General features: G+C 46.0%; 28 protein-coding genes and 7 tRNA genes. 28 read left to right on the forward strand and 7 right to left on the reverse strand.

Going from position 1 to position 26714, the window contains the following annotated elements; genetic code table 11:
• Positions 1–15: 15 nt before the first annotated feature.
• The 3 genes from fbpB to MKY62_RS02725 all read right to left on the reverse strand — a co-directional run bounded on the left by fbpB (position 16) and on the right by MKY62_RS02725 (position 1068).
• Complete coding sequence (gene fbpB, locus MKY62_RS02715; protein ID WP_003179099.1) at positions 16–171, reverse strand: Fur-regulated basic protein FbpB; 156 nt, start codon at positions 169–171, stop codon at positions 16–18.
• Positions 172–173: 2 nt separating this feature from the next.
• Positions 174–332: a Fur-regulated basic protein FbpA gene (gene fbpA / locus MKY62_RS02720; RefSeq protein WP_003179102.1), complete on the reverse strand. Its 159-nt coding sequence runs from the start codon at positions 330–332 to the stop codon at positions 174–176.
• A 415-nt stretch (positions 333–747) separates the two neighbouring features.
• Positions 748–1068, reverse strand: a complete 321-nt coding sequence (locus MKY62_RS02725) for a thioredoxin family protein (RefSeq protein WP_339613912.1) — start codon at positions 1066–1068, stop codon at positions 748–750.
• Positions 1069–1228: 160 nt separating this feature from the next.
• On the opposite strand from MKY62_RS02725, the gene MKY62_RS02730 reads away from it, so the two are divergent.
• The 6 genes from MKY62_RS02730 (at position 1229) to MKY62_RS02755 (ending at position 8476) form a co-directional block, all read left to right on the forward strand.
• Positions 1229–2314 carry a D-alanine--D-alanine ligase gene (locus MKY62_RS02730; RefSeq protein WP_003179106.1) on the forward strand — a complete coding sequence of 362 codons (1086 nt, stop codon included), beginning with the start codon at positions 1229–1231 and terminating at the stop codon, positions 2312–2314.
• Positions 2315–2451: 137 nt separating this feature from the next.
• Positions 2452–3822: a UDP-N-acetylmuramoyl-tripeptide--D-alanyl-D-alanine ligase gene (murF, locus tag MKY62_RS02735; RefSeq protein WP_003179108.1), complete on the forward strand. Its 1371-nt coding sequence runs from the start codon at positions 2452–2454 to the stop codon at positions 3820–3822.
• 65 nt (positions 3823–3887) lie between these two features.
• Positions 3888–4598: an alpha/beta fold hydrolase gene (locus MKY62_RS02740; RefSeq protein ID WP_003179110.1), complete on the forward strand. Its 711-nt coding sequence runs from the start codon at positions 3888–3890 to the stop codon at positions 4596–4598.
• A gap of 350 nt (positions 4599–4948) precedes the next feature.
• A complete protein-coding gene (locus MKY62_RS02745; protein WP_003179112.1) occupies positions 4949–6412 on the forward strand; it encodes a DEAD/DEAH box helicase in 1464 nt (487 codons plus the stop codon).
• Between the two features lie 113 nt (positions 6413–6525).
• The gene (locus MKY62_RS02750; RefSeq protein ID WP_003179113.1) at positions 6526–7005 is read left to right on the forward strand and encodes a PH domain-containing protein; all 480 of its coding nucleotides are present in this window, start codon (positions 6526–6528) and stop codon (positions 7003–7005) included.
• A complete protein-coding gene (locus MKY62_RS02755; protein WP_009330132.1) occupies positions 6995–8476 on the forward strand; it encodes a PH domain-containing protein in 1482 nt (493 codons plus the stop codon). Before MKY62_RS02750 ends, MKY62_RS02755 begins: the two co-directional genes overlap by 11 nt.
• On the opposite strand, the gene MKY62_RS02760 is transcribed toward MKY62_RS02755, so the two are convergent.
• A complete protein-coding gene (locus tag MKY62_RS02760; protein ID WP_003179118.1) occupies positions 8473–9072 on the reverse strand; it encodes a rhomboid family intramembrane serine protease in 600 nt (199 codons plus the stop codon). The genes MKY62_RS02755 and MKY62_RS02760 overlap by 4 nt on opposite strands.
• A 342-nt stretch (positions 9073–9414) precedes the next feature.
• Between MKY62_RS02760 and MKY62_RS02765 the strand changes: the two genes are divergently transcribed.
• The 13 genes from MKY62_RS02765 (at position 9415) to MKY62_RS02825 (ending at position 19715) form a co-directional block, all read left to right on the forward strand.
• A complete protein-coding gene (locus tag MKY62_RS02765) occupies positions 9415–10374 on the forward strand; it encodes an outer membrane lipoprotein carrier protein LolA (RefSeq protein WP_152847888.1) in 960 nt (319 codons plus the stop codon).
• Between the two features lie 224 nt (positions 10375–10598).
• Positions 10599–11768, forward strand: a complete 1170-nt coding sequence (alr, locus tag MKY62_RS02770) for an alanine racemase (protein WP_025807384.1) — start codon at positions 10599–10601, stop codon at positions 11766–11768.
• Between the two features lie 111 nt (positions 11769–11879).
• Complete coding sequence (locus MKY62_RS02775) at positions 11880–12161, forward strand: hypothetical protein (protein WP_006638778.1); 282 nt, start codon at positions 11880–11882, stop codon at positions 12159–12161.
• Positions 12162–12165: 4 nt separating this feature from the next.
• Positions 12166–12516: a type II toxin-antitoxin system endoribonuclease NdoA gene (ndoA, locus tag MKY62_RS02780; RefSeq protein ID WP_003179128.1), complete on the forward strand. Its 351-nt coding sequence runs from the start codon at positions 12166–12168 to the stop codon at positions 12514–12516.
• A 117-nt stretch (positions 12517–12633) separates the two neighbouring features.
• A complete protein-coding gene (locus MKY62_RS02785; RefSeq protein ID WP_003179130.1) occupies positions 12634–13461 on the forward strand; it encodes an RsbT co-antagonist protein RsbRA in 828 nt (275 codons plus the stop codon).
• Positions 13462–13464: 3 nt separating this feature from the next.
• Positions 13465–13830: an STAS domain-containing protein gene (locus tag MKY62_RS02790; protein ID WP_003179132.1), complete on the forward strand. Its 366-nt coding sequence runs from the start codon at positions 13465–13467 to the stop codon at positions 13828–13830.
• Positions 13831–13832: 2 nt separating this feature from the next.
• Positions 13833–14234, forward strand: a complete 402-nt coding sequence (locus MKY62_RS02795) for an anti-sigma regulatory factor (protein WP_003179135.1) — start codon at positions 13833–13835, stop codon at positions 14232–14234.
• Positions 14235–14244: 10 nt separating this feature from the next.
• Positions 14245–15252 carry a PP2C family protein-serine/threonine phosphatase gene (locus tag MKY62_RS02800; RefSeq protein ID WP_003179137.1) on the forward strand — a complete coding sequence of 336 codons (1008 nt, stop codon included), beginning with the start codon at positions 14245–14247 and terminating at the stop codon, positions 15250–15252.
• Positions 15253–15310: 58 nt separating this feature from the next.
• On the forward strand, positions 15311–15637 hold the full coding sequence (locus MKY62_RS02805) for an anti-sigma factor antagonist (RefSeq protein ID WP_003179140.1): 327 nt from the start codon (positions 15311–15313) through the stop codon (positions 15635–15637).
• Entirely contained in the window at positions 15637–16122 is a 486-nt protein-coding gene (gene rsbW, locus MKY62_RS02810) for an anti-sigma B factor RsbW (RefSeq protein WP_003179142.1), read from the forward strand. The genes MKY62_RS02805 and rsbW overlap by 1 nt, the downstream gene beginning before the upstream one ends.
• Entirely contained in the window at positions 16088–16879 is a 792-nt protein-coding gene (sigB, locus tag MKY62_RS02815) for an RNA polymerase sigma factor SigB (RefSeq protein ID WP_003179144.1), read from the forward strand. The genes rsbW and sigB overlap by 35 nt, the downstream gene beginning before the upstream one ends.
• A complete protein-coding gene (locus tag MKY62_RS02820) occupies positions 16876–17475 on the forward strand; it encodes a PP2C family serine/threonine-protein phosphatase (RefSeq protein ID WP_003179145.1) in 600 nt (199 codons plus the stop codon). Before sigB ends, MKY62_RS02820 begins: the two co-directional genes overlap by 4 nt.
• A 77-nt stretch (positions 17476–17552) precedes the next feature.
• Complete coding sequence (locus tag MKY62_RS02825; protein WP_011197570.1) at positions 17553–19715, forward strand: Tex family protein; 2163 nt, start codon at positions 17553–17555, stop codon at positions 19713–19715.
• Between the two features lie 49 nt (positions 19716–19764).
• On the opposite strand, the gene MKY62_RS02830 is transcribed toward MKY62_RS02825, so the two are convergent.
• Positions 19765–20322, reverse strand: coding sequence for a TetR/AcrR family transcriptional regulator (locus MKY62_RS02830; protein WP_003179149.1), 558 nt, complete (start codon positions 20320–20322; stop codon positions 19765–19767).
• 356 nt (positions 20323–20678) lie between these two features.
• Between MKY62_RS02830 and MKY62_RS02835 the strand changes: the two genes are divergently transcribed.
• Positions 20679–23798, forward strand: a complete 3120-nt coding sequence (locus MKY62_RS02835) for an MMPL family transporter (protein ID WP_339613918.1) — start codon at positions 20679–20681, stop codon at positions 23796–23798.
• Between the two features lie 167 nt (positions 23799–23965).
• Here MKY62_RS02835 and cmpA read toward each other — a convergent pair whose 3' ends face one another.
• Positions 23966–24076, reverse strand: a complete 111-nt coding sequence (gene cmpA, locus MKY62_RS02840) for a cortex morphogenetic protein CmpA (RefSeq protein WP_003179153.1) — start codon at positions 24074–24076, stop codon at positions 23966–23968.
• Between the two features lie 111 nt (positions 24077–24187).
• On the opposite strand from cmpA, the gene MKY62_RS02845 reads away from it, so the two are divergent.
• From MKY62_RS02845 to MKY62_RS02880, 8 genes are all read left to right on the forward strand, one after another.
• Entirely contained in the window at positions 24188–24649 is a 462-nt protein-coding gene (locus tag MKY62_RS02845; RefSeq protein ID WP_003179155.1) for a SprT family protein, read from the forward strand.
• Positions 24650–24765: 116 nt separating this feature from the next.
• A tRNA-Asn gene (locus MKY62_RS02850) sits at positions 24766–24840 on the forward strand.
• A gap of 2 nt (positions 24841–24842) precedes the next feature.
• Positions 24843–24933, forward strand: a tRNA-Ser gene (locus tag MKY62_RS02855).
• Positions 24934–24961: 28 nt separating this feature from the next.
• Positions 24962–25033: transfer RNA gene (locus tag MKY62_RS02860), tRNA-Glu, on the forward strand.
• Between the two features lie 12 nt (positions 25034–25045).
• Positions 25046–25120 (forward strand) — tRNA-Gln (locus tag MKY62_RS02865).
• An 8-nt stretch (positions 25121–25128) separates the two neighbouring features.
• A tRNA-Lys gene (locus MKY62_RS02870) sits at positions 25129–25204 on the forward strand.
• Positions 25205–25216: 12 nt separating this feature from the next.
• A tRNA-Leu gene (locus tag MKY62_RS02875) sits at positions 25217–25299 on the forward strand.
• 20 nt (positions 25300–25319) lie between these two features.
• Positions 25320–25403 (forward strand) — tRNA-Leu (locus MKY62_RS02880).
• Between the two features lie 289 nt (positions 25404–25692).
• Here the strand turns inward: MKY62_RS02880 and MKY62_RS02885 are convergent.
• Positions 25693–26577 carry a DMT family transporter gene (locus tag MKY62_RS02885; protein ID WP_011197572.1) on the reverse strand — a complete coding sequence of 295 codons (885 nt, stop codon included), beginning with the start codon at positions 26575–26577 and terminating at the stop codon, positions 25693–25695.
• Positions 26578–26714: the final 137 nt, after the last annotated feature.

The raw sequence follows: 26714 nt of genomic DNA on the forward strand, positions 1-26714 counted from the left end.
TCAGCGGCTTCTTTTTTATGTTTGTTTTGCTTTTGAAATGGCCAAAAGGCGGTTCTCGTGTCTGCGGTCGATCTTGTCATAAATGACTTCCATTTCTTTCGGGTTCTTGGCGATTTCTTTTTTATATTCTTCGACAAGCTGATGAAAGGTTTTAATCTTCCGTTTTGACATGTTTATCCGCCTTTCTTGATGGATTGGTATTCGCTTTCAAGTTCGCTTAAAGACAATTCGTAGAGGTGGCGCTCTTCTTTTTTATATATGCCAAGCTGGATAAGACGCTGAATGAGTTGTTTCTTTCTCATTTCCACCGCTTTCTTTAATTGAGGGGCCATGTGATCACCTCGTCAACCATTAGTGATATTGATAATCATTATCAATTAATTGCATTATACTAAACCTGATCACCGAATGTAAAGCGACATCTTCAAAAGAATATTGAATAAAATCGAAAAATATGAATTATTATCCAAAAGAATATATAAAAAAAGAAGCCGACAAGGGCTTCACAACTAGAAAAAATAATTGCAAAATAGGAACAAAAAACATTCTACCGGAATATAAAAAACGAATCAAGAACTTTTTATGAAATTTCGACATTTTAAGTTTCCCGGGAAATACTCGTGTCGAATTTTTTAAAGCTCATTCTTTTATGAAACAAATTTTGCTGCTGTCCCGTCTTGTATAAAAAGGACATGGGGGTGCTCCCATGTCCGGCGGTTCAGACAAAAAATCAGGACTTTAAACGAATTAGCTAATATGTTCAGCCAGGAATTCATTCACTTCTTCAGGCGTTTTGGCATTTGCGCTGTGAAGGTGTCCCGTTTTTTCGCCGTTTTTGAAAATCAACAGGCTTGGAATGCCCATGACCTGGTACTTGTCGGCAAGTTCAGGAAGGTCGTCTTTATTCAGCTCATACCAGTCATTTTCCTGATAAGCCTCAAGAATGTCTCCGATGAACATGTTTATGCGTGTGCAGTCCGGGCACCAGTCAGCGTAAAATTTGACGATGATTTCTTTATCGGATTGGATCAATTCATTAAATTGCGCTTCTGTTGTGATTTTTTTCAATTGCAACCTCTCCTTTTCAATGCCATTTTAATATAAAATGAAAAGGATTTACATACAAATGCTTTTTATATGCTGTTTTTAGACCGTATTAAAATAATTAGATCATTTTCCCGGGAAAGTGATAAGATAGTAAAGATGAATCCAGTGGGGGGAGTACGAATTGAAGACAAGATTAGGATTGGTATACGGCGGAAAATCAGCGGAGCATAACGTTTCTCTGCAAACCGCGCTGGCCGTCACGAAAGCATTAGATACTGAAAAATTTGATATACACCCGATTTATATAACAGAAAAAGGCGAGTGGGTGAGAGGGCCGCAACTGACAGAACCGGTTTCAAATGTGAAAATGCTGCAATTTGAACAGACGGGCCAGACATTTTCTCCGGCTGTGTTGAACCGCGATATGTTTCCTGGCGAAGCTGATGCAAAAGAAGACTCTATCGATGTTGTTTTCCCGCTTTTGCACGGACCGAATGGGGAAGACGGCACCATTCAAGGGATGCTTGAACTATTGAATGTGCCATATGTGGGCAACGGAGTCTTGGCTTCCTCTGCGGGCATGGATAAAGTGGTCATGAAGCATCTGTTTGCACAGGCAGGTCTTGACCAGGCGAAATACGTTTCATTTTTGAAAAAAACTTGGAGTCAGTCTAAAGAAGAATGCTATGCTCAAGTGGAAGGGGAACTTGGCTATCCGTGCTTTGTAAAACCGGCCAACCTTGGATCAAGCGTCGGGATCAGCAAATGCAGAAGCCGTGAAGAGCTTGACCAAGCCTTTGAGCTTGCATTCCAATATGACCGGAAAATTGTCGTTGAAGAGGGCGTCATCGGACGGGAAATAGAACTCGGCGTTTTAGGGAATGATGAACCTGTCTGCTCAGTCGCGGGGGAAATCGCTCCGAAGAAAGACTTTTATGACTATAAAGCAAAATATGAAGACGGCGATACTGATTTGATTATTCCGGCTTCCCTGACAGAAGACGAATACGAAACAATGCGCAGCATGGCGGTCAAAGCGTTTCAGGCGATTGACGGTTCAGGCCTTGTGAGAGCGGACTTTTTCCTTACAAATGAAGGCAGGGTCCTGATCAATGAAGTCAATACGATGCCGGGATTCACCCCGTTCAGCATGTTTCCGCTTCTCTGGAAGCAATCAGGGGTTGAGTACGCTGAACTGATTGAAAAGCTTGTCGCTTTGGCAATCGAGCGCCACGAAGAAAAACAGCAGATTAAACATACATTTTAACGGGACGGAGCGGACCGAATCCGGGAGCTTTCATGGAGAAAGGCGCTGAAGGCGGTTCGCCCTTAGATACAGCTGCAGACACTATCCTTATTTGTGGTAGTGTCTCTTTTCCTTGCAGAAGAAAGAGAGGGACATACATGATAACAAGAACGGTAAAAGAAATTGCTGAAATGTCGGAAGGCGTTTTGACGAATGAAGCTTTTGAAGGGCGTCTCATCAAAGGCGTCTCAACCGATTCGAGAAAACTGGCGAAAGGCCAACTGTTTATTCCGCTTGCAGGCGAGCGGTTCAACGGACACGTTTTTGCAGAGCAGGCTTTTCAGGAAGGCGTTGCGGCCGTGCTGTGGAACCGAAGTGAACCGAATCCTCCGGAAGGGAAGCCGGTCATTTTAGTTGACGATACGCTGGAAGCGCTGCAGAAGCTTGCGAAGGCATACAGGAATCAGCTGGACGTAAAAGTCGTCGGCGTGACCGGTTCAAACGGAAAAACGACGACAAAAGACATGATTCATGCTGTTTTGGGCACTGAGTATAAAGTGCATAAGACAGAAGGAAACTACAATAACCATATCGGCCTGCCCCTGACGATTCTGGCGATGCCCGAAGACACAGAAGTCGCCATTTTGGAAATGGGGATGAGCGCCAAAGGAGAAATCGATTTTCTCACTCGTCTGGCGCGGCCTGATATTGCAGTCATTACAAACATTGGTGAATCACACCTCCTTGAACTCGGATCAAGAGAAGGAATTGCAGAGGCGAAGCTCGAAATTGTCAATGGGCTTTCAAAAGAAGGCACACTCATTTATGTCGGAGATGAACCGCTGCTCACCGAAAGGCTGAACCAGCCGCCTTACGATACAAAGACGTTTGGAGAGGATCCGGCTTTCGATTATCAGCTTGAGGATATGACACAGACTGAAGAGGGGACGGCATTCCGCGTGAGAGGAATCGAAAACGGGTTCTTCATCCCGGTCCTTGGAAAGCATAATGTGAAAAACGCATTAGCCGCGATTGCGGCCGGAGACCTCTTGAATGTCAGCCGCGCTCACATTGCAGAAGGGCTGACTAAACTGAAAGTGACCGGAATGCGGCTTGAGCTAGTAAAGACGCCGGACGGCGTTGCGATCATTAATGACGCCTATAATGCCAGCCCGACATCGATGAAAGCGGCGATCGAGCTTGTCGAACAGATGAAGGGATACGGCAAGAAGATTCTTGTTCTCGGCGATATGCTGGAGCTCGGAGAAGGAGAAAAAGCGTTTCATGAAGAAATCGGGCAGGCGGTCAACCCGGACTCGATCGACTTTTTATTTACGTATGGAGAACTCGGTGCATATATTGCAAAAGGGGCGCTTAAACATTTCCCGGAACACCGCGTCCTTCATTTCAACCCGGAAGAAAAAGACAGTTTGAAAAAGACACTGAAAGAAAAAGCGAATACAGGGGATTTAATCCTCGTCAAAGCGTCCAGAGGCATGCGCCTTGAGGATGTTATAAAAGATTTGTAAGGGAACTTTGAATCATAAAGTCGTTTTTTATGTGATGATCAGTAAAAGAAAACGGGTGAATGGTCATGATAGGATGTTTATGCATTCACGGATTTACCGGAGCGCCGTATGAATTGGAACCGCTGGCTTCTCATTTAAAACAAACGGCAGATTGGCAAGTTGAAATGATCACGCTCCCCGGGCACGGTGAGATGCCGGTTTTAAAAGGCGTCTGTTTTCAGGAATGGATCGCTTGTGCTGAAGTGGAGCTCATCCGCTTGTTGAAAACGTGTGATACGGTATTTTTAATCGGATTTTCAATGGGCGGGATGATTGCCGGCTATTTAGCCGGAAAATATCCGGTCAGCCGCCTTGTCCTGTTGAGTGCGGCCGCCCAGTACATCAGCCCGGGACAGCTGATCCAGGATTTGAAGAATGTGATCAAAGATTCACTGCAAGGCAAGCTAGAGGATAATCTGCTTTACAAAAGGTACAAACAAAAGCTGACAAGCACTCCGGTGTCTTCTGCATTTCAGTTTCGCAAGCTCGTCAAGATGACAAAGCCTGCATTGAAAAACCTCCGGATCCCTGTGCTCATTGTTCAGGGGGAGTGTGATGCCATCGTGCCGGTGTCAAGCGCGTATTACTTGTATGAAACCATTCCTTCCGAAGAAAAAGAGCTGTGCCTCTTGCCGGAATCCAAGCACCATGTCTGCCTTGAAGAAAACTCCTCTATCCTATTTCAAACCGTTGAGGAGTTCCTCAAAAAAACGCCGATTGAATCTATAAAAAAATAAATAATTGAACGGAAATCTGCAAAAAATAATCCGGGATGCTGACAGGGAAAAAATGAACGTATGCTGTCGAAAGCAGCACATGCCTGTGTTACAATGTGTAAAGGACGCCTTCGGGCGGGCTTTAGTTGCGCGGACGGACGGCTTCGCCCGAGGTTCATAGGAGACTGCCGAACCGGCGAGAGAGCACACCGCTCATTCTCATCTTGTTGAAAAACGTATAATGGAATGGTAATATAACATGTAAAGTAATTCGGGCTTTGCATAAGTATGAACCTGTCCTTTGCACAAAGGGCAGTTTTTATTGATAAAACACGATTACTGAAACAGTAAGCAGAAGGAGTTTGAATACATTGACAATAACGTTTCAAGATTTTCAATTAAGTTCTGATCTCACAAAAGCAATCAAGCGTATGGGATTTGAAGAGGCAACACCGATTCAGGCACAAACGATTCCACTCGGCCTTGCAAATAAAGATGTGATCGGACAAGCGCAAACGGGAACAGGAAAAACGGCTGCATTTGGCATCCCCCTTGTTGAGAAAATCAACCCCGAGTCTCCTAACATTCAAGCCATTGTTATCGCACCTACTCGTGAACTAGCCATTCAAGTTTCTGAAGAGCTATATAAAATTGGACAGGATAAACGCGCTCGCGTGCTGCCGATTTACGGAGGACAGGATATCGGACGCCAGATTCGCGCGCTTAAGAAAAACCCTCATATTATCGTCGGCACACCTGGTCGTCTGCTTGACCATATCAACCGCCGCACAATGCGTCTTCAAACAGTGAACACCGTTGTGCTTGATGAAGCGGATGAAATGCTGAACATGGGATTCATCGAAGATATCGAATCCATCCTTTCCAATGTGCCTGCTGAACACCAGACATTGCTGTTTTCTGCAACAATGCCTGCTCCGATTAAGCGGATTGCAGAACGTTTCATGACCAACCCGGAGCACGTAAAAGTGAAAGCAAAAGAAATGACAGTATCAAACATCCAGCAGTTCTACCTAGAAGTTCATGAACGCAAAAAGTTTGATACGCTGACACGCCTTCTTGACATCCAGTCTCCGGAATTGGCGATCGTATTCGGCCGGACAAAGCGCCGTGTCGATGAACTGACAGAAGCGCTTAATCTGCGCGGGTATACAGCTGAAGGAATTCACGGAGATTTGACCCAGGCGAAGCGGATGGTTGCACTCCGGAAATTTAAGCAAGGCGCGATTGAAGTGCTCGTTGCGACAGACGTTGCGGCTCGCGGCCTTGATATTTCAGGTGTAACGCACGTCTACAACTTCGATGTGCCGCAAGATCCTGAGAGCTATGTTCACCGCATCGGAAGAACGGGACGCGCGGGCAAAACAGGAATGGCGATGACCTTCATTACACCGCGTGAAAAGGATATGCTGCGCGCCATCGAGCAGACGACAAAACGCAAAATGGACCGCATGAAAGCACCGACTCTCGATGAGGCCATTGAAGGACAGCAGCAGGTGACGGTTGACCGCATCCGGACGATCATCGAGGAAAATAACCTGAACTTCTATATGACGGCTGCAGCGGAATTATTGGAAGACCATGATTCTGTGACAGTTGTTGCGGCTGCCATTAAAATGATGACTAAAGAGCCGGACAACACACCTGTCCGTTTGACGGAAGAGGCTCCGCTCAGAACGAAGCGAAACAAAAATCACCACCACCGTTCATCAAAACGCAGAGACGGCGGCGGCTACAGAGGAAAGAACAATCGTTCATCTTATGATAAAAAGCGTTCTTCGAATGACAGACGCCAAAAAAAATCATATAATTCATAATCAAAAGGCGGATCCTTTTTTACGGATTCGCCTTTTTTTAAAAACTAAAGCCTTTAAACGAAACATTTTCAGACCGAAGACCGTAAATAGAATGAGATTGGGGGAATCGAGTTTTGAGAAGCGAGCCGAAAAATCAAATCAGCCGTGATGGCGTTAAAGTCTGGAGAATCACGGCTTGTATCACATCATTCGTTTTAATGCTGGCTGCAGCAGGCCTGATTGCCGCCGGGGAGATATTTAAGTGGCCGGTATGGATCGGCATTTTGTCAGCGGCCGTTTGGCTGGGGATTTCATTTGTCATCATTATCATGATTCCGAATATCCGCCACAGAGTCTGGCGCTACGAAGTCCATGAGAACGAAATTGATATTCAGCACGGCATCTTTGTGGTGACCCGCGTGATCGTTCCGATGGTCAGAGTCCAGCATGTTGATACATCGCAGGGCCCCATCCTCAGAAAATATAATCTCGCCTCCGTGCAAATTTCAACAGCAGCGACGACCCATTCCATTCCCGCTTTGGATGTTGAAGAGGCCGATCAGCTCAGAGATTCCATTTCCAGGCTGGCAAGGGTGACTGAAGATGATGTCTGAACCGAGACGCATGCACCCTGCCGCCGTCATTCTCAACTTTATCAAAGGCCTTGTTGAGACGGTTAAAAATTTTATCATTCCATTTGGCGTGGTGATTTTTTTAAATCAATCGCAAACAGTCAAAATGATAGCGATCGCCGCGGCCGTGCTGTTTTTCATTGCTTTGGTTGTGACGAGCATCATCAAGTGGAGCAAATTTACATACCGTATCGAAGAGGATGAATTGCGAATAGAGGAAGGCTTGATCAATAAGAAAAAAAGGTATATTCCGATCGAACGGATTCAAACGATCAACACAAGCGCAGGCCTCATTCAACAAATGTTCAAGCTGGTGAAGCTTCAAGTCGAAACGGCAAGCGGAGGAACGGAAGCGGAAGTTTCCCTGGTCGCCATTACCCAGGCAGAAGCCGAACGTATTCAGCAAGCGCTTTTCGAAAGGAAAAAAGCGGCGGAAGACACGGGGACCGATGTCCCGGTTCCGCTGGAAGAAACTGCTGAAGAGGCGGAGGAAGCGGAAGAGCCGGTAATGATGTACAAAATGACCGGCCAGGAGCTCTTAACCGCCGCTTCAACCTCAAGCGGCATCGGCGTTATTATTTCAGGGGTATTCGCTTTTTTCACTCAAGTCGATGATTTCTTTGATTTGGATTGGCTGTATGACCGCTTTGCTTTTTTGAACAGCGCAGGTGCCGCCGTCATCGCATTGGCCGCCTTTGTTGCCCTTTTCATCGCATGGCTGCTCAGCATCGTCGGGATGCTTTTGAAATATGCGAATTTTACTGTCGTGCGTAAAGAGAAAGAAATCGTCATTTCCAGAGGGCTGATTGAAAAGCAACAAATCACGATTCCGCTCCAGCGGATTCAAGCGATTAAAATCAAGGAGAGCCTGATCAGGCAGCCTTTTGGACTTGCAGCCGTCACGATCGTCAGCGCAGGCGGAAACGTCCTGGAAGAAGATAAATCAGCCATCTTATTTCCAATCATCAGCAAAAAAATAATCAATCAGCGTCTCGGCGAATTCATTCCGGATTATGCGCCGGAAGACGATTTGAACCGATTGCCGAAACGCGCGCTGCGCCGCTATATCCTGCGCGCATCCTGGCCGGTTCTCGCCGTCGTTCCGCTTTCCATTCTGTTTCCGCCATGGGGCTATTTGTCCGCTGTATTGATTCCTTTTTACTGGATCATCGGCTATTTCTCATACCGCGATGCCGGATGGAAGATCAGCGGCAGCAAAATCATCATGTCATCGCGCTTCATCGGCAGAACAACCGCTGTCATTCAACGCAGGCGCATGCAGGTTTTCGAAGTCAGCCGCTCGTATTTCCAGCGCAGAAAACAGCTTGTTTCGATTCATACATCAACAAAATCGTCTGTTTTAATGGAGAAGTTTTCGGTGGCTGATGTTGAGGAGAAAGATTCGGACGATATCATTGCATGGTATTCATATGAAAAAAGAGTGAACGGTTAAAAGCCGTTCACTCTTTTGTTTAACAATGGCGGAGCCAAGGCGAGTCCGCCCAGCAGACCGAAGATGTGCGCCATCATATTGATATTTTGGTTTACAAACGTCATCAAAACCGAAATGGCGAGGATGGTGACGATGATTTGGGAATTGGCGCTCCCCATCAGCTCTTTTCTAAACAGCACGATGTACAGGTACACGCCGAACAAGCCGAAAATGGCTCCCGAAGCGCCGACATGCATATACTCCAGCGGTTCGATGAAATATGTGCCGATATTGCCAATCACTCCTGCTCCGATATAAACGATGAGAAACTTGAGTTTCCCGAGCATTCGTTCCAGCCCGGGGGCAAACAAAAAGATCGACATCGAATTAAAGAGCAGGTGGCCGAAACCGGCGTGAATAAAGATTGGCGTCACAAACCTCCACCATTCTCCGTTCGCTATTCCCCAGTTAAAGCCAATCAATAAATCAGACCACATCTGTACGGCCGTAAACGGAAATAAAAAAAGAATCCAAATGGCAAGCTGCAGGGCCAATATGGCGGATGTGACCGGGTAGAGCCTGATAAACGTCTGAAAATTTTCTGTTCTGATAAACATGCTTATGATTTAAGCCCCTTTACAATGATCTCGTACATATATAGTAACACGTTTATGAACAGGCAGCGGCGATTAGTACGGACGAGAAAATGATTTTGGAAGGTTGTCATGCTAGTCTGCATATTGTCTGAGACACGCTCATATATTGGGTAGTGCAATAAGGGAGACGAGTCGTTGCAGGCTTTTATGGTACGCACGCCGATACAGCCGGCCCTGTTCTTATGGCGTACCGTTAAAGTCGAACAAGCGGTTTCTTCCTTTTTACATCAATGATTAAAAAGGGGTTGAAAAAAGGTGAGAAAAAGCTTTGTTTTGCTTTTAACGGGGCTGCTTGTAATCCTTATGCTTTCTGCCTGCGGCCAAAAATCGCAAGAAGATGTTGTGACGGGGCTCGACAAGAAGGCAAAAGAATACACGTCCTATAAGGCAAAAGCGAAAATGACCATTGAAACGGGAAATGAACCGCAGGAGTACAACGTGGAAATCTGGCATAAAAAACCTTCTCTTTACCGGGTCTATTTGGAAAACCCGAAAAAAGACCAGAGCCAGGTGATCTTGCGCAATGAAAACGGCGTGTTTGTTTTGACTCCGTCGCTGAATAAAAGCTTCCGCTTTCACAGCGACTGGCCCAATAACAGCAGCCAGGTATACTTATTCGAATCGCTCGTAAAGGATGTCAAAAATGATGGGGAAGCTTCTTTTTCCGCAAAGGATTCAAAATACATTTTTGAAACGAAAACGAATTATCAGCATAATCAGATGCTGCCGACTCAGGAAATCGTTTTCCATAAAAAGACCATGGCTCCTTCATCGGTTAAAGTGATGGATACCGACCGCAAACCGATGGTAAAGGTTGAGTTTACAAGCTTTGAATTCGATAAGCCGCTCGATAAAGACTCTTTTGATGAAAAGAAAAATATGACGCTGTCTCAAATTGACGTAGCGACAAGTGCTGACGTGTCAGACTCTTTCGCTGTCAAAACGCCGCTCGATGTGCCTCAGGGCGTGAAAAAACTTGAGGAGAAAGAGATGGCGACTGAAGACGGCAAACGGATCGTCATCACATATGGCGGTGAAAAATCCTTTACATTGATTCAGGAAAAAGCCCGCGTCGCCAAAACATCCACTTCCGTATCCATGAACGGAGAGCCCGTTGACCTCGGCTTCACGGTCGGCGCACTGACGGATAAATCGTTGTCATGGACATATGACGGAGTCGATTACTTTATCTCATCAGAAGATCTTTCTCAAGATGAACTTCTGATGGTTGCAAAAAGCATGCAGGGACAGTCTTCGAAATAGACTGTGCCGTATCCGGCAGCCTGTTTTCCGCCCGGAAGCGGAAAGCAGGCTTTTTTATATTTGCGTCGCAAGCGTATGATTTCGACAGCTTTTCCGTAAAATGTATACCGTGCCAGCAATTTTTCTTTTGTTCAGGGCTGATGATCCCGTGCAAAATTTCCCTTTCTCCGAACTTTTTAGTATGATGGGAAGGACGAGTGAAACAAGGAACAGGAAGTGTCATGATGAGCTTAAAACCATTCTATAGAAAGACATGGGCCGAAATCGATTTAACGGCTTTAAAAGAAAACGTCCGCAATATGAAGCGGCACATCGGCGAGCATGTCCGCCTGATGGCCGTCGTTAAAGCGAATGCCTACGGACACGGGGATGCACAGGTAGCGAAGGCGGCTCTTGCAGAAGGGGCGTCCATTCTTGCTGTGGCTTTATTGGATGAAGCGCTTTCGCTGAGGGCGCAGGGGATTGAAGAACCGATTCTTGTCCTCGGTGCAGTTCCGCCCGAATATGCAAGCATTGCCGCGGAAAAGCGCATTATCGTGACGGGCTATTCCGTCGGCTGGCTGAAAGACGTGCTCGGTTTTCTGAATGAGGCCGAAGCTCCTCTTGAATATCATTTGAAGATCGACACGGGCATGGGCCGCCTTGGCTGCAAAACGGAAGAAGAGATCAAAGAAATGATGGAGATGACCGAATCGAGCGATAAGCTCAATTGTACGGGCGTGTTCACTCATTTCGCCACGGCGGACGAAAAGGACACCGATTATTTCAACATGCAGCTTGACCGCTTTAAAGAGCTGATCAGCCCCCTCCCGCTTGACCGTTTGATGGTGCATTCGTCAAACAGCGCCGCGGGTCTGCGCTTCAGGGAACAGCTATTTAATGCCGTCCGCTTCGGCATCGGCATGTACGGTTTGGCGCCGTCAACCGAAATAAAAGACGAGCTGCCGTTTCGTCTGCGGGAAGTGTTTTCGCTTCATACCGAACTCACCCATGTGAAAAAAATCAAAAAAGGCGAGAGCGTCAGCTACGGGGCGACATATACAGCTCAGCGCGACGAATGGATCGGGACAGTCCCCGTCGGGTATGCCGACGGATGGCTGAGGCGCCTGGCCGGAACGGAAGTGCTGATCGACGGAAAACGCCAAAAAATAGCAGGGAGAATCTGCATGGACCAGTTCATGATTTCCCTTGCCGAAGAATACCCTGTCGGCACAAAGGTTACCTTGATCGGAAAGCAAAAAGACGAATGGATCTCAGTCGACGAAATCGCCCAAAATTTGCAGACGATCAATTATGAAATTACCTGTATGATAAGTTCAAGGGTGCCCCGTATGTTTTTGGAAAATGGGAGTATAATGGAAATAAGGAATCCGATCTTGCCTGATCAATCCTGAAAATTGATGAATTAGCGGAAAAACAACTTTGCTTGCGAAAAGAATAATGATATGATTATGAATGGAATGGATAGAGTGTTGTATCCGTAAGTTTGGTGGAGGTGTATGTTTTTGTCTGAATCCAGCGCAACAACTGAAATATTGATTCGCTTGCCAGAAGCTTTAGTATCAGAACTGGATGGTGTCGTCATGCAAGATAACGGGAGCAGAAATGAACTGATTTACCAAGCCACAAAAATGTATTTACGCGAACGCAAAAATCGACAAATTCGGGAATCGATGAGACGCGGTTATATGGAGATGGCCAAGATCAATTTGAACATCTCTTCTGAGGCTCAATTTGCAGAGTATGAGGCTGAAAACACAGTAGAGCGCTTAGTAAGCGGAGGATAATCATTTGATTGTTAAACGCGGCGATGTTTATTTTGCTGACCTATCTCCTGTTGTTGGCTCAGAACAAGGCGGGGTGCGCCCGGTTTTAGTGATTCAAAACAACATCGGCAATCGCTTCAGCCCAACTGCTATTGTTGCAGCCATAACAGCCCAAATACAGAAAGCAAAATTACCTACCCACGTCGAAATTGATGCGAAACGCTACGGTTTTGAAAGAGACTCCGTTATATTGCTCGAACAAATTCGGACGATTGACAAGCAAAGATTAACGGACAAAATCACCCATCTCGATGATGAAATGATGGAAAAGGTCAACGAAGCCTTACAAATCAGTTTGGCACTCATTGATTTTTAATATTGATGAAAGTTGCTCGAGGCGAAAGAGCAACTTTTTTTGTGTTCAAAAATAACAAACGATATAATGGAACTGTTAGTCCAAAAAATGTTATCAGATGTAGTCAGGGGGATGAACATGTCGAATCAAGCGGTGTTAAAATTTATCTCGGAACACCAAAATGTACTCGCCGGGAATTTGGCGGATATTCTGAAAGACTTAAACAGCAACATGACAAACGTGAAGCTGACTGAACACATGTATGAGACGATCAGCAATGAATATATTCATATCCTCATGAATGAGTCCGGGGACGGGAATGAAAAATCGATCGACACCATCTACCAGTTCTCTTCAAAAGCCGTACAGCTCGGCGTTCCGCTGAAGCTGCTGTCGTCGGGATTATCAGCTTTTTGGAAGCACCTTTACTATGAAATGAACAAGGATGTGCCGGAAGATCAGCAGTGCTATGATTTGATTTGGGAAATCGATAAATTTATCGAACCGATCAACAGCGAAATCTTGAATCAGTATGCGATCTCCTGGGAGAAAACCGTTGCTCTGCAAAAGGTCGCATTACAGGAGCTCTCGGCGCCGCTGATCCCGGTTTTTGAAAATATTACGGTGATGCCGCTTGTCGGCACGATCGATACGGAGCGGGCCAAAAAGATTATGGAAAACCTGTTGAGCGGCGTCGTCAAACACCGGTCTGAAGTCGTGCTCATTGACATTACGGGCGTGCCTGTCGTCGATACGATGGTCGCACACCACATCATGCAGGCTTCCGAAGCCGTCAGACTTGTCGGAGCTAAATGCCTGCTCGTCGGAATCCGCCCGGAAATCGCGCAGACGATTGTGAATTTGGGAATCGATTTAACTCAGGTTATTACAAAAAATACCCTGCAAAAAGGAATTCAAACCGCATTAGAAATGACAGACAGAAAAATTGTTTCATTGGAGGAATAATCTTTGAGGGTACCTAACATTCCAATTTTGAAGCTGTATAACTGTTTATTGGTATCCATTCAAGTAGAGCTCGATGACCAAACCGCTCTGAAATTCCAAGAGGACCTGCTGAACAAAATATATGAAACCGGTTCGAACGGAGTGGTGATCGATCTGACTTCAGTGGACATCATCGATTCATTCATCGCCAAAGTCCTTGGCGATGTCATTACAATGTCAAAACTGATGGGCGCCAAAGTCGTTCTGACTGGCATCCAGCCGGCTGTTGCGGTGACATTGATTGAACTCGGCATTTCTTTGGACGAGATCGAGACGGCGCTCGATCTCGAAAAGGGGCTCGAGACATTGCAGCGGGAATTGGGGGAATAAATATGGCAGACCAATCCTGTGTGAAGATTTTGACTGAATGGGACATAGTGGCCGCCAGACAGCTTGGGCGAAATGTCGCAAAAGAACTGGGGTTCGGCACAGTGGACCAGGCCAGAATCACGACAGCCATCTCAGAGCTGGCGCGTAATATTTATTTGTATGCCGGAAAAGGCCGAATCTGCATCGAACAGGTTCAGGAAGAAGGAAAAAAGGGGTTGAAAATCGTAGCGGAGGATGAGGGGCCGGGAATCGCTGACATCAAAAAAGTGATGGAAGACGGTTTTTCAACCTCAGGCGGCCTCGGAGCGGGCCTGCCGGGAGTAAAGCGTCTGATGGACCAATTTGAATTGCATTCGGACGCGGAAAATGGAACGGATATACAAGCCGTAAAATGGCTGCGGTAGGAGGGAAGGAATGGATTTCAGGGAAGTGATTGAGCAGCGCTATCGACAGCTGCTTAGCCGTTATATATCTGAATTAACAGAGACATCCCTTTATCAGGGGCAGAAATTCAGCAGAAAAACGATTGAACATCAAGTGCCGCCGGAAGAGATTATCAGCATACACCGAAAAGTTCTGTCTGAATTATATCCGGATCTTCCAGACCATGTGTTCCATTCTCTCGATTTTTTAATTGAAGTGATGATTGGATACGGTTTGGCCTATCAAGAACATCAAACATTAAGAGGAATTCAGCAGGAAATTAAATCGGAAATTGAAATTGCCGCGAATGTCCAGCAAACGCTGCTTGAGACGACGGTTCCGAAAGTTGAAGCGCTCGAAATCGGTGCGGTCAGCATTCCGGCCAAGCAAATGAGCGGTGATTATTATCATTTTGTGCGCGACAAGGAATCGATTAATATCGCCATTGCGGATGTAATCGGGAAAGGAATACCGGCTGCGTTATGCATGTCGATGATCAAATATGCGATGGACTCTCTGCCGGATTCGGGCACGTCTCCTTCACAGGTGCTGAAAAACCTGAACAGGGTCGTCGAACAAAATGTAGACCCAAGCATGTTTATTACAATGTTTTATGGCAACTATCATCTTCAAAAACACCTATTTACGTTTTCATCTGCCGGTCATGAACCTGGCTTTTATTATTCTTGCAGGGAAAATAAATTTTACGATTTAAACGCAAAAGGCCTCGTTCTTGGCATTTCATCAAATTACGACTATGAGCAGTACGAGCAAAAACTGGATATTGGCGATATGATCGTTCTTTTTTCAGATGGTGTAACTGAATGCCGGACAGACAGCGGGTTTTTGGAGCGGTCTGACTTGCAGAACCTGATTACTGTACATATGGAGAAACCGGCTCAGCAAATGGTTGACAATATATACGAACATCTGCTCAAGCTTCAGGATTTTCAGCTTCATGATGATTTTACTCTCATTGTTTTAAAAAGAAAGGTTTAAAGCTTCTCTTCGCTGGGTAATAAACCAGTAGCTCATTAAGAGAACCAGAGGTGATATTGTGAATTTGGCAGTTGATACGAATAAAAATGACCATGTGATAGAAGTAAAAGTTGCGGGCGAAATTGACGTGCACACGGCTCCAACACTGCGGGATGAGCTGATGCCGCTCGCGGAAGAAGGAAAAGATCTCAAAGTTAGTCTGAAAGACGTTTCATATATGGACAGCACAGGGCTGGGTGTATTCGTCGGCATTTACAAAGCGGTAAACAGAACTGGGGGTTCTTTAGTGCTTGAAAATCTGTCAGAGCGTTTGATTCGTTTGTTTGATATTACAGGTTTAAAGGACATCATTGACATTTCTGGAAAGTCAGAGGGTGGATTATAATGAAGAGAGCAGCTGATTACATTGAAATGAAGTCACCTGCCAAACCAGAATACGTAGGAATCATTCGTTTAACCCTGTCGGGGATTGCAAGCAAGATGGGGTATTCTTATGATGACATCGAAGACTTGAAAATTGCGGTCAGCGAAGCGTGCACAAACGCTGTGCAGCATGCTTATAAAGCAGACAACAACACAGGAGAGGTCTCCGTCAGATTCGGCGTGTTCGAAGACCGCCTCGAAATCGTCGTCGCCGATCAGGGAGACAGTTTTGATATTCAGGATAAACAGAAGGAGCTCGGACCATATTCCCCTGAGCATACGGTAGATCAATTGTCAGAAGGAGGGCTCGGTTTATATTTAATGGAGACGCTCATGGATGAAGTGCATGTCCAGATTGACTCAGGCGTAACCGTCTCGATGACAAAGTTCTTAAACAGGGAGCGAGTTGATGATGGCACAACCGTCCAAAACTACGAAACTAACTAAAACCGAAGTCGACACGCTGATTAAAAAATATCAGGAGAACCAGGATGAAGACGCTCAGCTGACCCTTGTTCAAACATATAAAAATCTGGTGGAAACACTCGCCAAAAAATATTCAAAAGGAAAAAGCTTTCACGAAGATCTATGCCAGGTTGGGATGCTCGGATTGCTTGGAGCCATCAAACGCTATGACCCCGATGTGGGAAAATCGTTTGAAGCGTTTGCCATTCCGACCATCATCGGAGAAATCAAACGGTTTCTCCGAGATAAGACCTGGAGCGTCCACGTTCCGAGAAGGATCAAGGAGCTCGGGCCGAGAATCAAAATGGCGGTGGATCATTTAACGACTGAAACGCAAAGGTCTCCAAGAGTCGATGAGATTGCCGAGTTTCTTGACGTTACAGAAGAAGAAGTGCTGGAAACGATGGAGATGGGCAAAAGCTATCAGGCGCTTTCCGTCGACCACAGCATTGAAGCTGATGCAGACGGCAGCACGGTGACGATCTTGGACATCGTCGGCTCGCAGGAGGAAGGCTATGAAAAGGTGAACCAAAAGCTGATGCTTGAAAGCGTATTACACGTACTATCCGACCGTGAAAAGCAAATCATTGAGCTGACTTACATTCAAAACAAAAGCCAAAAAGAAACCGGCGAAATGCTGGGCATATCGCAAATGCACGTCTCACGGCTGCAGCGCAAAGCTGTCAAAAGGCTGAGGGAAGCATTGGCTGAAGATCCGTATATGGAGCTTAAACCATGATTTGGACTGAGTCGAATGAACACATGCAAGCGCTTGTTTATCAGCTTCCTAAAGAAGGAAAAGCCGTCTGCGGTGACAGTTTTTATTTCCATGCGACTGACGAAACCATGGTGTGCGCACTGGCTGACGGGCTTGGCAGCGGTGCGTTGGCACGCGAATCCTCTTCGGTCATCAGCGAAGTTGTCGAAGAGCACGGCCATGAAGATGTCGAAAGCTTGATGGAACGGTGCAATCAAGCGCTGAAACATAAGCGCGGTGCGACCGTTTCAATTTTAAAAGTCGATTTTCGAACAAGGACGATCGCTTACAGCTCTGTAGGCAATATTCGCTTTATCTTATACGCTCCTTCGGACAAATATATCCACCCTCTCCCTGTGACGGGATACATGTCGGGAAAACCGCAAACATACAAAACATTCACCTATACGTATGAAAAAGGATCAAGATTCATCATTTATTCAGACGGTTTGGAAGTACCCGCCCTCCGGACTTATTTAAAACAGCACCATACACCGGGAGATATATCGAATCAGCTTGAATCATACACACGAATGGGAAAAGACGATCTCACCTATATCATTGGACAGCTTTTTTAAGGAAGCTGCCCTTTGATATAGGTGTTTTTCCGTTTCTTTTGGTACACTAAGAAGACAACATTCTTTTGGAGGCTACAATGGATACTTTAGCGTCAATCGTCAAACAAATCGCAAAAGAAACGGGGCTTGCGCCAAAGCATGTCGAGAGTGTCATTCAATTATTAGAGGACGGCAACACCGTCCCCTTTATTGCGAGATACCGAAAAGAACAAACGGGCTCCATGGATGAAGTCCAAATACAAACTATCTCCGAACGCTGGGGATACATTCAGCATTTAAATCAGCGGAAAGACGAAGTCATCAGGCTGATCGATGAACAGGGCAAGCTGACCGGACAGCTGAAGCTGGATATAGAAAAAGCGGACAAGCTCCAGGAAGTTGAAGACTTATACAGACCGTTTAAACAAAAACGAAAAACCAAGGCGACGATCGCCAAAAGCAAAGGGCTTGAACCTTTGGCTGATTTCATCATCTCGCTCCCGCGTAATGAAGATGTAGCAGCCGAAGCCCGCAAGTACATAAATGAAGAAAAGGAAGTCATGAGCGCCGAAGAAGCGCTTGAAGGAGCAAAGAACATACTGGCTGAACGGATCTCAGACGAACCGGAATACAGGAAGTGGATCAGGCAGGAGACTTTTAAAAGAGGAACGCTGAAGTCCGCGGCAAAAGATGCCGAAGCGGATGAGAAGAAAATCTATGAAATGTATTATGAATACGAAGAGCCGATTCAAAAAATCGTTCCTCATCGCGTACTCGCAGTTAACCGCGGCGAAAAAGAGGAGATTTTGAGAGCGTCGGTCGAGCCGCCGGCAGACCGCATCCAAGCTTACTTGGAAAAACGGATTTTACAACAAAAGCAAACAAGTGCTCAAGATGTCCTGAAAAGCGCGATCGAAGACGGCTATAAGCGCCTGATTCAGCCGTCAATCGAGAGGGAAATCAGAAAAGAATTGACGGAAAAGGCGGAAGACCAAGCGATTCACATATTTGCCGAAAATCTGCGCAAGCTGCTGCTGCAGCCGCCGATGAAAGGAAAGCTCGTTCTCGGCGTCGACCCGGCATTCCGCACAGGCTGCAAGCTGGCAGTCGTGGATGAGACGGGAAAGATGCTCAAGATCGACGTCATATACCCGCACCCTCCCGTCAATAAGAAAAGCGCCGCCATCGAAAAAGTAAAACGCATCATCGAAGACTTTCAAATCGAGGTCATCGCAATCGGGAACGGAACGGCATCAAGAGAGACGGAACAGTTTATCGCCGATCTCTTGAAGGACATCGACAGAAAGGTGTACTATCTGATCGTCAATGAAGCGGGAGCCAGCGTCTATTCGGCATCAGAGCTTGCGAGGGAAGAATTCCCCGATCTGCAGGTTGAAGAACGGAGCGCCGTGTCGATCGCACGCAGACTCCAAGACCCGCTCGCCGAACTCGTCAAAATCGATCCCAAGTCGGTCGGGGTCGGCCAGTACCAGCACGATGTCAGCCAGAAAAAACTAAACGATTCGCTCCGCTTTGTCGTGGAAACCGTCGTCAACCAGGTCGGCGTCAACGTGAATACTGCATCAGCCGCGCTCTTGCAATATGTGGCCGGACTATCGAAAACAGTCGCGGCCAACATCGTCAAAAAACGGGATGAGATCGGAAAATTCACGAGCCGGAAAGAGCTGAAAGACATTCCGCGCCTGGGCGCGAAAACGTATGAGCAATGCATCGGCTTTTTAAGGGTGCCTGACGGCGATGAACCGCTCGACCGGACAGGCATCCACCCGGAGAGCTATAAAGAGACGAGAGAGCTCCTGAAAAAGCTGGGCCTTTCAACAGCCCAAATCGGCACAAAAGAGCTTCAGGACAAAATCAACGAACTGAATATTTCCGAAGCAGCTGAACAGCTGGGGATCGGGGAAATCACCCTGAAAGACATTTGCGCCCAGCTGACGAGGCCTGAGCGCGATCCGAGGGATGAAGTCCCTAAACCGCTCTTAAAAACCGATGTGCTTCAATTGGAGGACTTAAAAGAGGGGATGGAACTTCAGGGGACAGTGCGGAACGTCGTTGACTTCGGGGCGTTTGTCGACATCGGCGTGAAACAGGACGGGCTCGTCCACATTTCCAAGCTCAGCCATTCCTTCGTCAAGCATCCGCTCGACGTTGTGTCGGTCGGGGACATCGTCACCGTATGGGTGGAAGATGTCGACGCTGCAAAAGGAAGGGTCTCCTTATCGATGGTAAAAGATCGATAGGACTTGAAGTCAGCCCGCCGGAAGCTTTATTTTCCGGCGGGCTTATCTTTTACATCGCGATTTTCAACAGGATGCGGTGGACGACGCCTGCAATATGTGCCGGCGTCTGAACCATGCCGCCGTTGATCCACTCTTCAAAAATGCCGACCGCTCCGGATACTAGAAATGTAATTTCCATTTCATCGCATGCCATCTCATTACCTGATTGCTGCATCATGCTCAATTCTTCGAAAATCTTCTGCTTGAAAAAATCTTTAAATTTATTGATGGTCAAAATGTTTCCTTTCGGTTTCGTCAATAAAGTGAAGATTGCAGCGTTTTGATAAATATATTCAGTCGTTTTTTCGATGAAGGTGAGCAGATGGTGCGGATCTTCGCTTGGAAAATAATCATCGTAAAATTTCCCCAGCTGATCAAACAACTCATTCTCGATTTGTTCATACAAATCAAAAACATCCCGATAATGAAGATAAAAAGTCCCGCGCCCTAAATCAGCGCGCCTCGATAAATCGGAAACGGTAATTTTATTGATTTCTTTCTCATGGAGCAGCTTTAAAAAAGCCTCTTTTATCGCTCTTTTTGTTTTAATTGACCTTCTGTCCTCCATCGGTGACCTCCGTTTATAAACAAATTTACGTATGTTGTTCATTATTGAACATCTCAACCCCAATTGCCGATTGAACACCCCATTTGCCCCAAATTATAATGAACATGTGTTTATTAATCAATAGGTGTTTATTTTTTAAAACCTTCAAATATCAATGGCCTATCAGCCGATAAGTTAATCAAGCGGTTTCAGCTGTTTTCCTGTAAAATGAATGATCTTTCACTTTTGCGAATAAAGTGGTGAAGTAATGAAAAACAGCAAGGACAAGGCTAGCAGGCGGCTTTTTCTGCCGACTTTCTTAAAATACAAAGAAATCAATCTACCTGCAAAGTTCATAGAGGAGGAATAAAACATCAATGAGAACGATTATAAAGGCGAGATGGATCATTGCGGCGCTCTGGATTGCAATGGCCGCCGTCTTATTCATCACGGCGCCCGATATGGGGCAATTAACAAAGGAGAAGGGCCAGATAGCGGTTCCTGAAGGCTATCCGTCTTCTTATGCGAACAAGCTTCTCGAACAAATGTCAAAAGACGGGGATACGAACAAATCGGTTGTCGTCGTATTTCAGGACAAACACCTCCTGCCGAATCGGGAGGCGGCTTTAAAAAAAGCGATCACCACTTTAGAGAAGGATTCCTCCCTTCACGTCTCAGATATTACATCGTACTTTAACGCGGATGAGGATATTCAAAAGCAGCTGTTGTCAAAGGATCGAACGACGCTGCTCGTGCCTGTCACATTTGATGCAAACAAAATCAGTGCGGCCGAATTTAAAGCAAAGGTCAATGAAAAGCTTAAAACTTTAAAACTTGACTACGAGATGACCGGGCAGCCGCTCATCGATGATGATGTCATGACAAGCTCGCAGGAAGGCTTGAAGAAGACCGAATATATCACGGTCGGTTTTATTTTAATCGTGCTGATTCTCGTATTCCGTTCTGCGGTTGCGCCTTTTGTTCCGCTTTTGGCGGTCGCGCTTTCATACCTTGTGAGCCAGTCCGTCGTCGCCTATCTAGTCAAATACGCTGATTTTCCGCTGTCCACGTTTACGCAAATCTTTATGGTGGCGATCATGTTCGGAATCGGCACGGATTACTGCATTCTTCTTTTAAGCCGTTTTAAGGAAGAGATCGCCCGCGGGAAAGACAAGATCGAAGCCATTCTGACAACGTATAAAACGGCGGGGAGAACCGTTCTGTTCAGCGGAATCGCCGTTTTGATCGGTTTTACTTGCATCGGCTTTGCCGAATTCCAGCTTTACAAGTCTGCGGTCGCAGTAGCGGTGGGTGTCGCGGTCTTGATTTTGGCGCTTCTGTCGATCGTGCCGTTTTTCATGGCTGTTTTGGGGAAAGTGCTGTTTTGGCCTGTCAGAGTAAATATCGGGCACCCGCAGTCAAAGCTATGGGAAACCGCCGGCCGTTTCGCTTTCAGTAAGCCGCTGATCAGCCTGTTGATCGTAGCGGCCGTGGCCGTGCCGCCGATCTTGATGTATAAAGGAACGCTTTCCTACAACAGCCTTGACGAAATCGGAGATCAATACGAATCCGTCAGCGCATTTAACACCATTTCCGACAAGTTCGGGCCGGGAGAATCTTTGCCGGTCACGGTCGTGCTCAAAACATCGGATGCGCTCGATACCAATGACGGGCTGATCGCGATTGAAAAAATCAGCCGCGCCATTGAACAGACAAACGGCGTCAGCAAAGTTCGCAGTGCGACCCGGCCGGTCGGAAAAGGGCTGAGCGACCTGTACGTCAAAACACAGGCGAACGAGCTGAATAAAGGCCTTGAAAGCGGCAATAAAGGTCTGAAAAAGATTAAAGACGGGCTTGCAGAAGCGAGCAAGTCAATCGCGGATCAAAAGCCGCAAATCGAAGCGTCCGGAAAAGGAATCAACCAGCTGATCAAAGGAACCGAATCGATCCAAGCCGGAATCAGCGACGTTGAAGCCAACATGAGAAAGCTGAAGGAAGGAACAGACCAAAGCAAACAAGGCGTCGCCCAGGCGAAAAAAGAAATCCAAACTGCGAAAAAACAGCTGACGGCGCAAGTCGATCAATTAAATGGACAAATCGAAACCTACAAAGAAATATCGAAAATCTTAAAAGCGGCATTGTCTCAAGCCGAAAATGCCCAAGGCATAACGGCTGACGTGCAAAAGATGATTGAGCAGACAAATCAAAATTTCAAAAATCTTGAAAGCGAAATTCCCGAAGTGAAGGAGAATCCTTCTTATTTGGCGATCAAAGGCTCTTACACAGAGCTTGCATCGGCAATCAAGCAGGGATCACAGAAAGCGGCCGTTTACACGAAGCAGGCGGCAAACGCGAAAAAGCAGCTTGAAGCAGCAGATGCATTTATCGCAAAAGCGCAGGAAGAGCAAAAAGTGTACACAAGCAAAATCGATGCTCTGATAAACGGCCTCGGCCAAATCGAAAAAGGGCTTGAAGAGACATCGAAGGGGCAGGGACAGCTCGCCGATTCGCTGCCTAAGCTCGAATCAGGCGCAGGTGAGGTCGCTGAAGGCCAAAAGCAGATGAAGGAAAAAGTCGGAGAATTCGCCGGCCAGCTCGATCAATTAACAAAAGGGCTGAATTCAAGCGTGGACGGCCTCGAAAAAATTTCAAGCGGTCTGATGGGAGCAGGCGACTACCTGGATCAGCTGAAAAACGCATCGGATCAAGAAATGTCCGGCTGGTTTGTCCCTAAAGAAGTGCTGAAAAACAAGCAATTTCAGCAGGTGTTTAATTCCTATATGTCAGACGACCGCCATATCACGACGATCGATGTGATATTGGAAGACAATCCGTATGGAAACGGAGCGATTGCCAAGGTCAAAGACATTGAAGCATCAGTAAAACGGGCTCTTCCCGACACGCATTTGCACGATGCATCGTTTGGCGTCGGCGGCGTTTCCAGCATCAACGCCGATTTGAAGCAGCTGTCAGACCAGGACTTCAGCAACACGGTGATCTATATGATGATCGGAATCTTCCTGATCCTCGTCCTGCTGTTCCGTTCAATCGTCATGCCGGTGTATTTGGTCGGATCGCTGGTCTTGACGTACTTTGCATCCATCGGTGTAACCGAATTTATTTTCACGGCGTTTTTCGGCTATCCCGGCCTCAACTGGGCGGTGCCTTTCTTTGGCTTTGTGATTTTAATGGCGCTTGGTGTGGACTATTCGATCTTCCTGATGGAACGGTTTAACGAATACCGGGGAACGGATATTAAGACGGCGATGACGGAATCGATGAAAAATATGGGATCGGTTATTATTTCAGCCGCTGTCATCTTGGCGGGAACCTTCGCGGCGATGCTGCCGTCCGGCGTTTTATCGCTTCTGCAAATCGCCACCCTTGTGCTGACGGGTCTTTTGCTGTATGCATTCGTCATGCTGCCGCTGTTCGTCCCTGTAATGGTTCGGATCTTCGGCTCAGCCAACTGGTTTCCGTTTAAAAGAAAAGAATAAACGGCTCGTCCATCCGCAGAAGAACCATTCGCCCATGCTCCCCGAAATCGGGCGGTCAGCTCCATTTGGGGAGTAACGGGCGCCATTGTGTGAGATGATAAAAGGACCGGTGAAGATGATGAGGAAACAGAAGAAAATTCCATTCGGACTCGGATGAACACTGCTCATCAGCAGTGTTTTTTTCTGTAAAAATACCAGCACTGATTCAGCAATTTAATCTGGTAATGATCTTTTTCATAAAAAGCTCTCTGCATCTGGTTTTTGAGCCAATTCGGCATTGCTCATCCCTCCTCAGGCTCTTATCATAAGAGTATGGGTGTCGTGTATTAGTTTATGCCGCCCGGAATTTGTCCTGTTCAATGTTTTTAAAAATGAGGTGGACCCAAGCAATGGATGAACAACAACTGCAGCAGCTGACAGAACAGCTTTCGCTCACATACTTTAAAAAACCGTTCCGGCACCGCGCTTACTTCAACAGCCGCCTGAAAACGACAGGAGGCAGGTATTTGCTGAATTCCCACAATATCGAGCTGAATAAAAAATACCTGACAGAACACGGGCAAAAAGAGCTTGAAGGCATCATCAAGCATGAATTGTGCCATTACCACCTCCATCTTGAAGGAAAAGGCTACAAGCACCGCGACAAGGATTTTAGAACGCTATTAAAGGAAGTCGGTGCGCCGCGGTTCTGCACGCCGCTCGAAAAAGAGAAAAAGCCGCAAAGAAAAGTACGCACATACAAGTGTGAAGCATGCGGACAAACGTTTCTCCGAAAGCGGAAAATGGATACAAGCCGTTACGTTTGCGGCAAGTGCGGAGGGAAAATAAAAGAAATCATAAAAAAGGGTTGACTGATCAGGCTTGTCTATGATAAATTATAAAAGCCGTCGCAAGACGAGCCACAAAGACAAATTGTTCTTCTTGACACATTTTGTCGACATATTTATAATAAAATGAGTCTGATCATTCCACAGTAGCTCAGTGGTAGAGCTATCGGCTGTTAACCGATCGGTCGCAGGTTCGAATCCTGCCTGTGGAGCCAATGGAGAAGTACTCAAGTGGCTGAAGAGGCGCCCCTGCTAAGGGTGTAGGTCGCGTAAGCGGCGCGAGGGTTCAAATCCCTCCTTCTCCGCCATTAGGAAAATATGATGCTGACTTCATATGGCCCGTTGGTCAAGTGGTTAAGACACCGCCCTTTCACGGCGGTAACACGGGTTCGAATCCCGTACGGGTCATTTCTCATATGTTGGGCTATAGCCAAGCGGTAAGGCAACGGACTTTGACTCCGTCATGCGTTGGTTCGAATCCAGCTAGCCCAGCCATTATATTTGAGCCATTAGCTCAGTTGGTAGAGCATCTGACTTTTAATCAGAGGGTCGAAGGTTCGAGTCCTTCATGGCTCACCATTGTTTTTTCACGCGGGTGTGGCGGAATTGGCAGACGCGCTAGACTTAGGATCTAGTGTCTTTACGGCGTGGGGGTTCGAGTCCCTTCACCCGCACTTAAAAAACAACATATCATGCGGTCGTGGCGGAATGGCAGACGCGCTAGGTTGAGGGCCTAGTGGGTGAATAACCCGTGGAGGTTCAAGTCCTCTCGGCCGCATCCCAGAGATACCAAGGGTTTTGACGCCCTTGGTGTTTTTTTGTTTCTTCAAGTTTTTTGATTCTTGTGACCAAATAGTGTCCAATTGGTTAAAAATAAGTCATTTAACTTGTGAGCTATTTGAGGAGGAAAGACAATTCTGTGTTGTTATGTTATGTAGCTCCTTTGGATCAAAGGAGTTTGGAATCTGTTTCGGTTTATTAGGATTAATCATCAAATTTCTCATAGAGGGAAGAAACTAAAGTTAAAAGAAAAGCAAACTATATAAAATAGTTTGCTTTTCTTTTTGTTATGAATTAACGTCTTTTTCTTTCTCTTTAATAACTAATAAAACACCAATAAGAATTAAAAACGAACCTATCCAAAATGTCCCGCCTATTTTTTCTCCCAGCAGAAGCCATCCAAGTAAGGTTCCAACTAGAGGCTGAAAAAAGAAAAAGAGACCTCCACTTGAAGCATTTAATAATTGCAATCCACGGTTCCATAATAAAAAAGCACAAGCTGTTGAAACAATTCCTAAATACAAAAGACCACCTAGAATTTTAGGGTCAAGCAGTTGTGACGTGAAAATTGCGGTAGGTTTTACAAAAGGAGTTAGTGCCACAATGGCAACAAAAGTTGAATACGTTGTCACAAGTAAAGACGAATAGCTGTTGGGCACGAGTTTGATAAGCACTGACATTAGCGCCCATGTAAGTGCTGCAGCAAGCAGAGAAATACCACCAATCTGATTAGAAGTATCAATATGACCGTTTCCAACAATAAATAATACGCCTATAGTCGCTAAAATAATTGAGGTTCCTTTTTTTATATTCAATGGTTCTTTAAGTAATAGACGAGCAAAAATAACCATGAACGCTGGTGTGGAAGACGTAATAATCGCCCCCATTTGTGCTGAAGATAACATCGTTCCATATTCTTGCGTAACAATTGAAATTGTGTTGCCAACTATTCCAATGACAACAATTAATAAAAGGTCACGTTTATGAATTTTCCAAGATTGTCTCTTTATTAAACCAACGATAAGAAGTGTAAGGATGGCGATTACGTACCTAATCCAAACCAATTCAATAGGCGGAATTACTGCGACAACAACCTTAACCACTACATACATGCCGCCCCAGATACTAGCGGCTAAAGCTAAATATATAGAACCTAACAGGGTATTTTTCATTTTTTTGTTCCCTCCGTATTTATAATTAGGTCAATAAATGCCCTAACGGAGAGAAGTAGTCACTTTACTCCATTAAGGGCGGAGAAGTGCTACTGGAACATCATTTTCAAATAGTGGAGCTAAAAACATGTTTTTTC

The sequence above is a fragment of the Bacillus sp. FSL R7-0646 genome (assembly GCF_037969865.1).
GTDB lineage: Bacteria > Bacillota > Bacilli > Bacillales > Bacillaceae > Bacillus > Bacillus licheniformis.

Excerpts from the sequence above, each read along its gene's own strand:
- alr (WP_025807384.1), top strand. The coding sequence starts at position 10,599 with ATGAGCTTAAAACCATTCTATAGAAAGACATGGGCCGAAATCGATTTA.
- MKY62_RS02760 (WP_003179118.1), bottom strand. The coding sequence starts at position 9,072 with ATGTTTATCAGAACAGAAAATTTTCAGACGTTTATCAGGCTCTACCCG.
- MKY62_RS02740 (WP_003179110.1), top strand. The coding sequence starts at position 3,888 with ATGATAGGATGTTTATGCATTCACGGATTTACCGGAGCGCCGTATGAA.
- MKY62_RS02755 (WP_009330132.1), top strand. The coding sequence starts at position 6,995 with ATGATGTCTGAACCGAGACGCATGCACCCTGCCGCCGTCATTCTCAAC.
- rsbW (WP_003179142.1), top strand. The coding sequence starts at position 15,637 with ATGAAGAGAGCAGCTGATTACATTGAAATGAAGTCACCTGCCAAACCA.
- cmpA (WP_003179153.1), bottom strand. The coding sequence starts at position 24,076 with ATGCCGAATTGGCTCAAAAACCAGATGCAGAGAGCTTTTTATGAAAAA.
- fbpA (WP_003179102.1), bottom strand. The coding sequence starts at position 332 with ATGGCCCCTCAATTAAAGAAAGCGGTGGAAATGAGAAAGAAACAACTC.
- MKY62_RS02800 (WP_003179137.1), top strand. The coding sequence starts at position 14,245 with ATGGATTTCAGGGAAGTGATTGAGCAGCGCTATCGACAGCTGCTTAGC.
- murF (WP_003179108.1), top strand. The coding sequence starts at position 2,452 with ATGATAACAAGAACGGTAAAAGAAATTGCTGAAATGTCGGAAGGCGTT.
- sigB (WP_003179144.1), top strand. The coding sequence starts at position 16,088 with ATGGCACAACCGTCCAAAACTACGAAACTAACTAAAACCGAAGTCGAC.
- MKY62_RS02830 (WP_003179149.1), bottom strand. The coding sequence starts at position 20,322 with ATGGAGGACAGAAGGTCAATTAAAACAAAAAGAGCGATAAAAGAGGCT.
- fbpB (WP_003179099.1), bottom strand. The coding sequence starts at position 171 with ATGTCAAAACGGAAGATTAAAACCTTTCATCAGCTTGTCGAAGAATAT.
- MKY62_RS02820 (WP_003179145.1), top strand. The coding sequence starts at position 16,876 with ATGATTTGGACTGAGTCGAATGAACACATGCAAGCGCTTGTTTATCAG.
- MKY62_RS02825 (WP_011197570.1), top strand. The coding sequence starts at position 17,553 with ATGGATACTTTAGCGTCAATCGTCAAACAAATCGCAAAAGAAACGGGG.
- MKY62_RS02795 (WP_003179135.1), top strand. The coding sequence starts at position 13,833 with ATGGCAGACCAATCCTGTGTGAAGATTTTGACTGAATGGGACATAGTG.
- MKY62_RS02845 (WP_003179155.1), top strand. The coding sequence starts at position 24,188 with ATGGATGAACAACAACTGCAGCAGCTGACAGAACAGCTTTCGCTCACA.
- MKY62_RS02785 (WP_003179130.1), top strand. The coding sequence starts at position 12,634 with ATGTCGAATCAAGCGGTGTTAAAATTTATCTCGGAACACCAAAATGTA.
- MKY62_RS02885 (WP_011197572.1), bottom strand. The coding sequence starts at position 26,577 with ATGAAAAATACCCTGTTAGGTTCTATATATTTAGCTTTAGCCGCTAGT.
- MKY62_RS02835 (WP_339613918.1), top strand. The coding sequence starts at position 20,679 with ATGAGAACGATTATAAAGGCGAGATGGATCATTGCGGCGCTCTGGATT.
- MKY62_RS02765 (WP_152847888.1), top strand. The coding sequence starts at position 9,415 with ATGCTTTCTGCCTGCGGCCAAAAATCGCAAGAAGATGTTGTGACGGGG.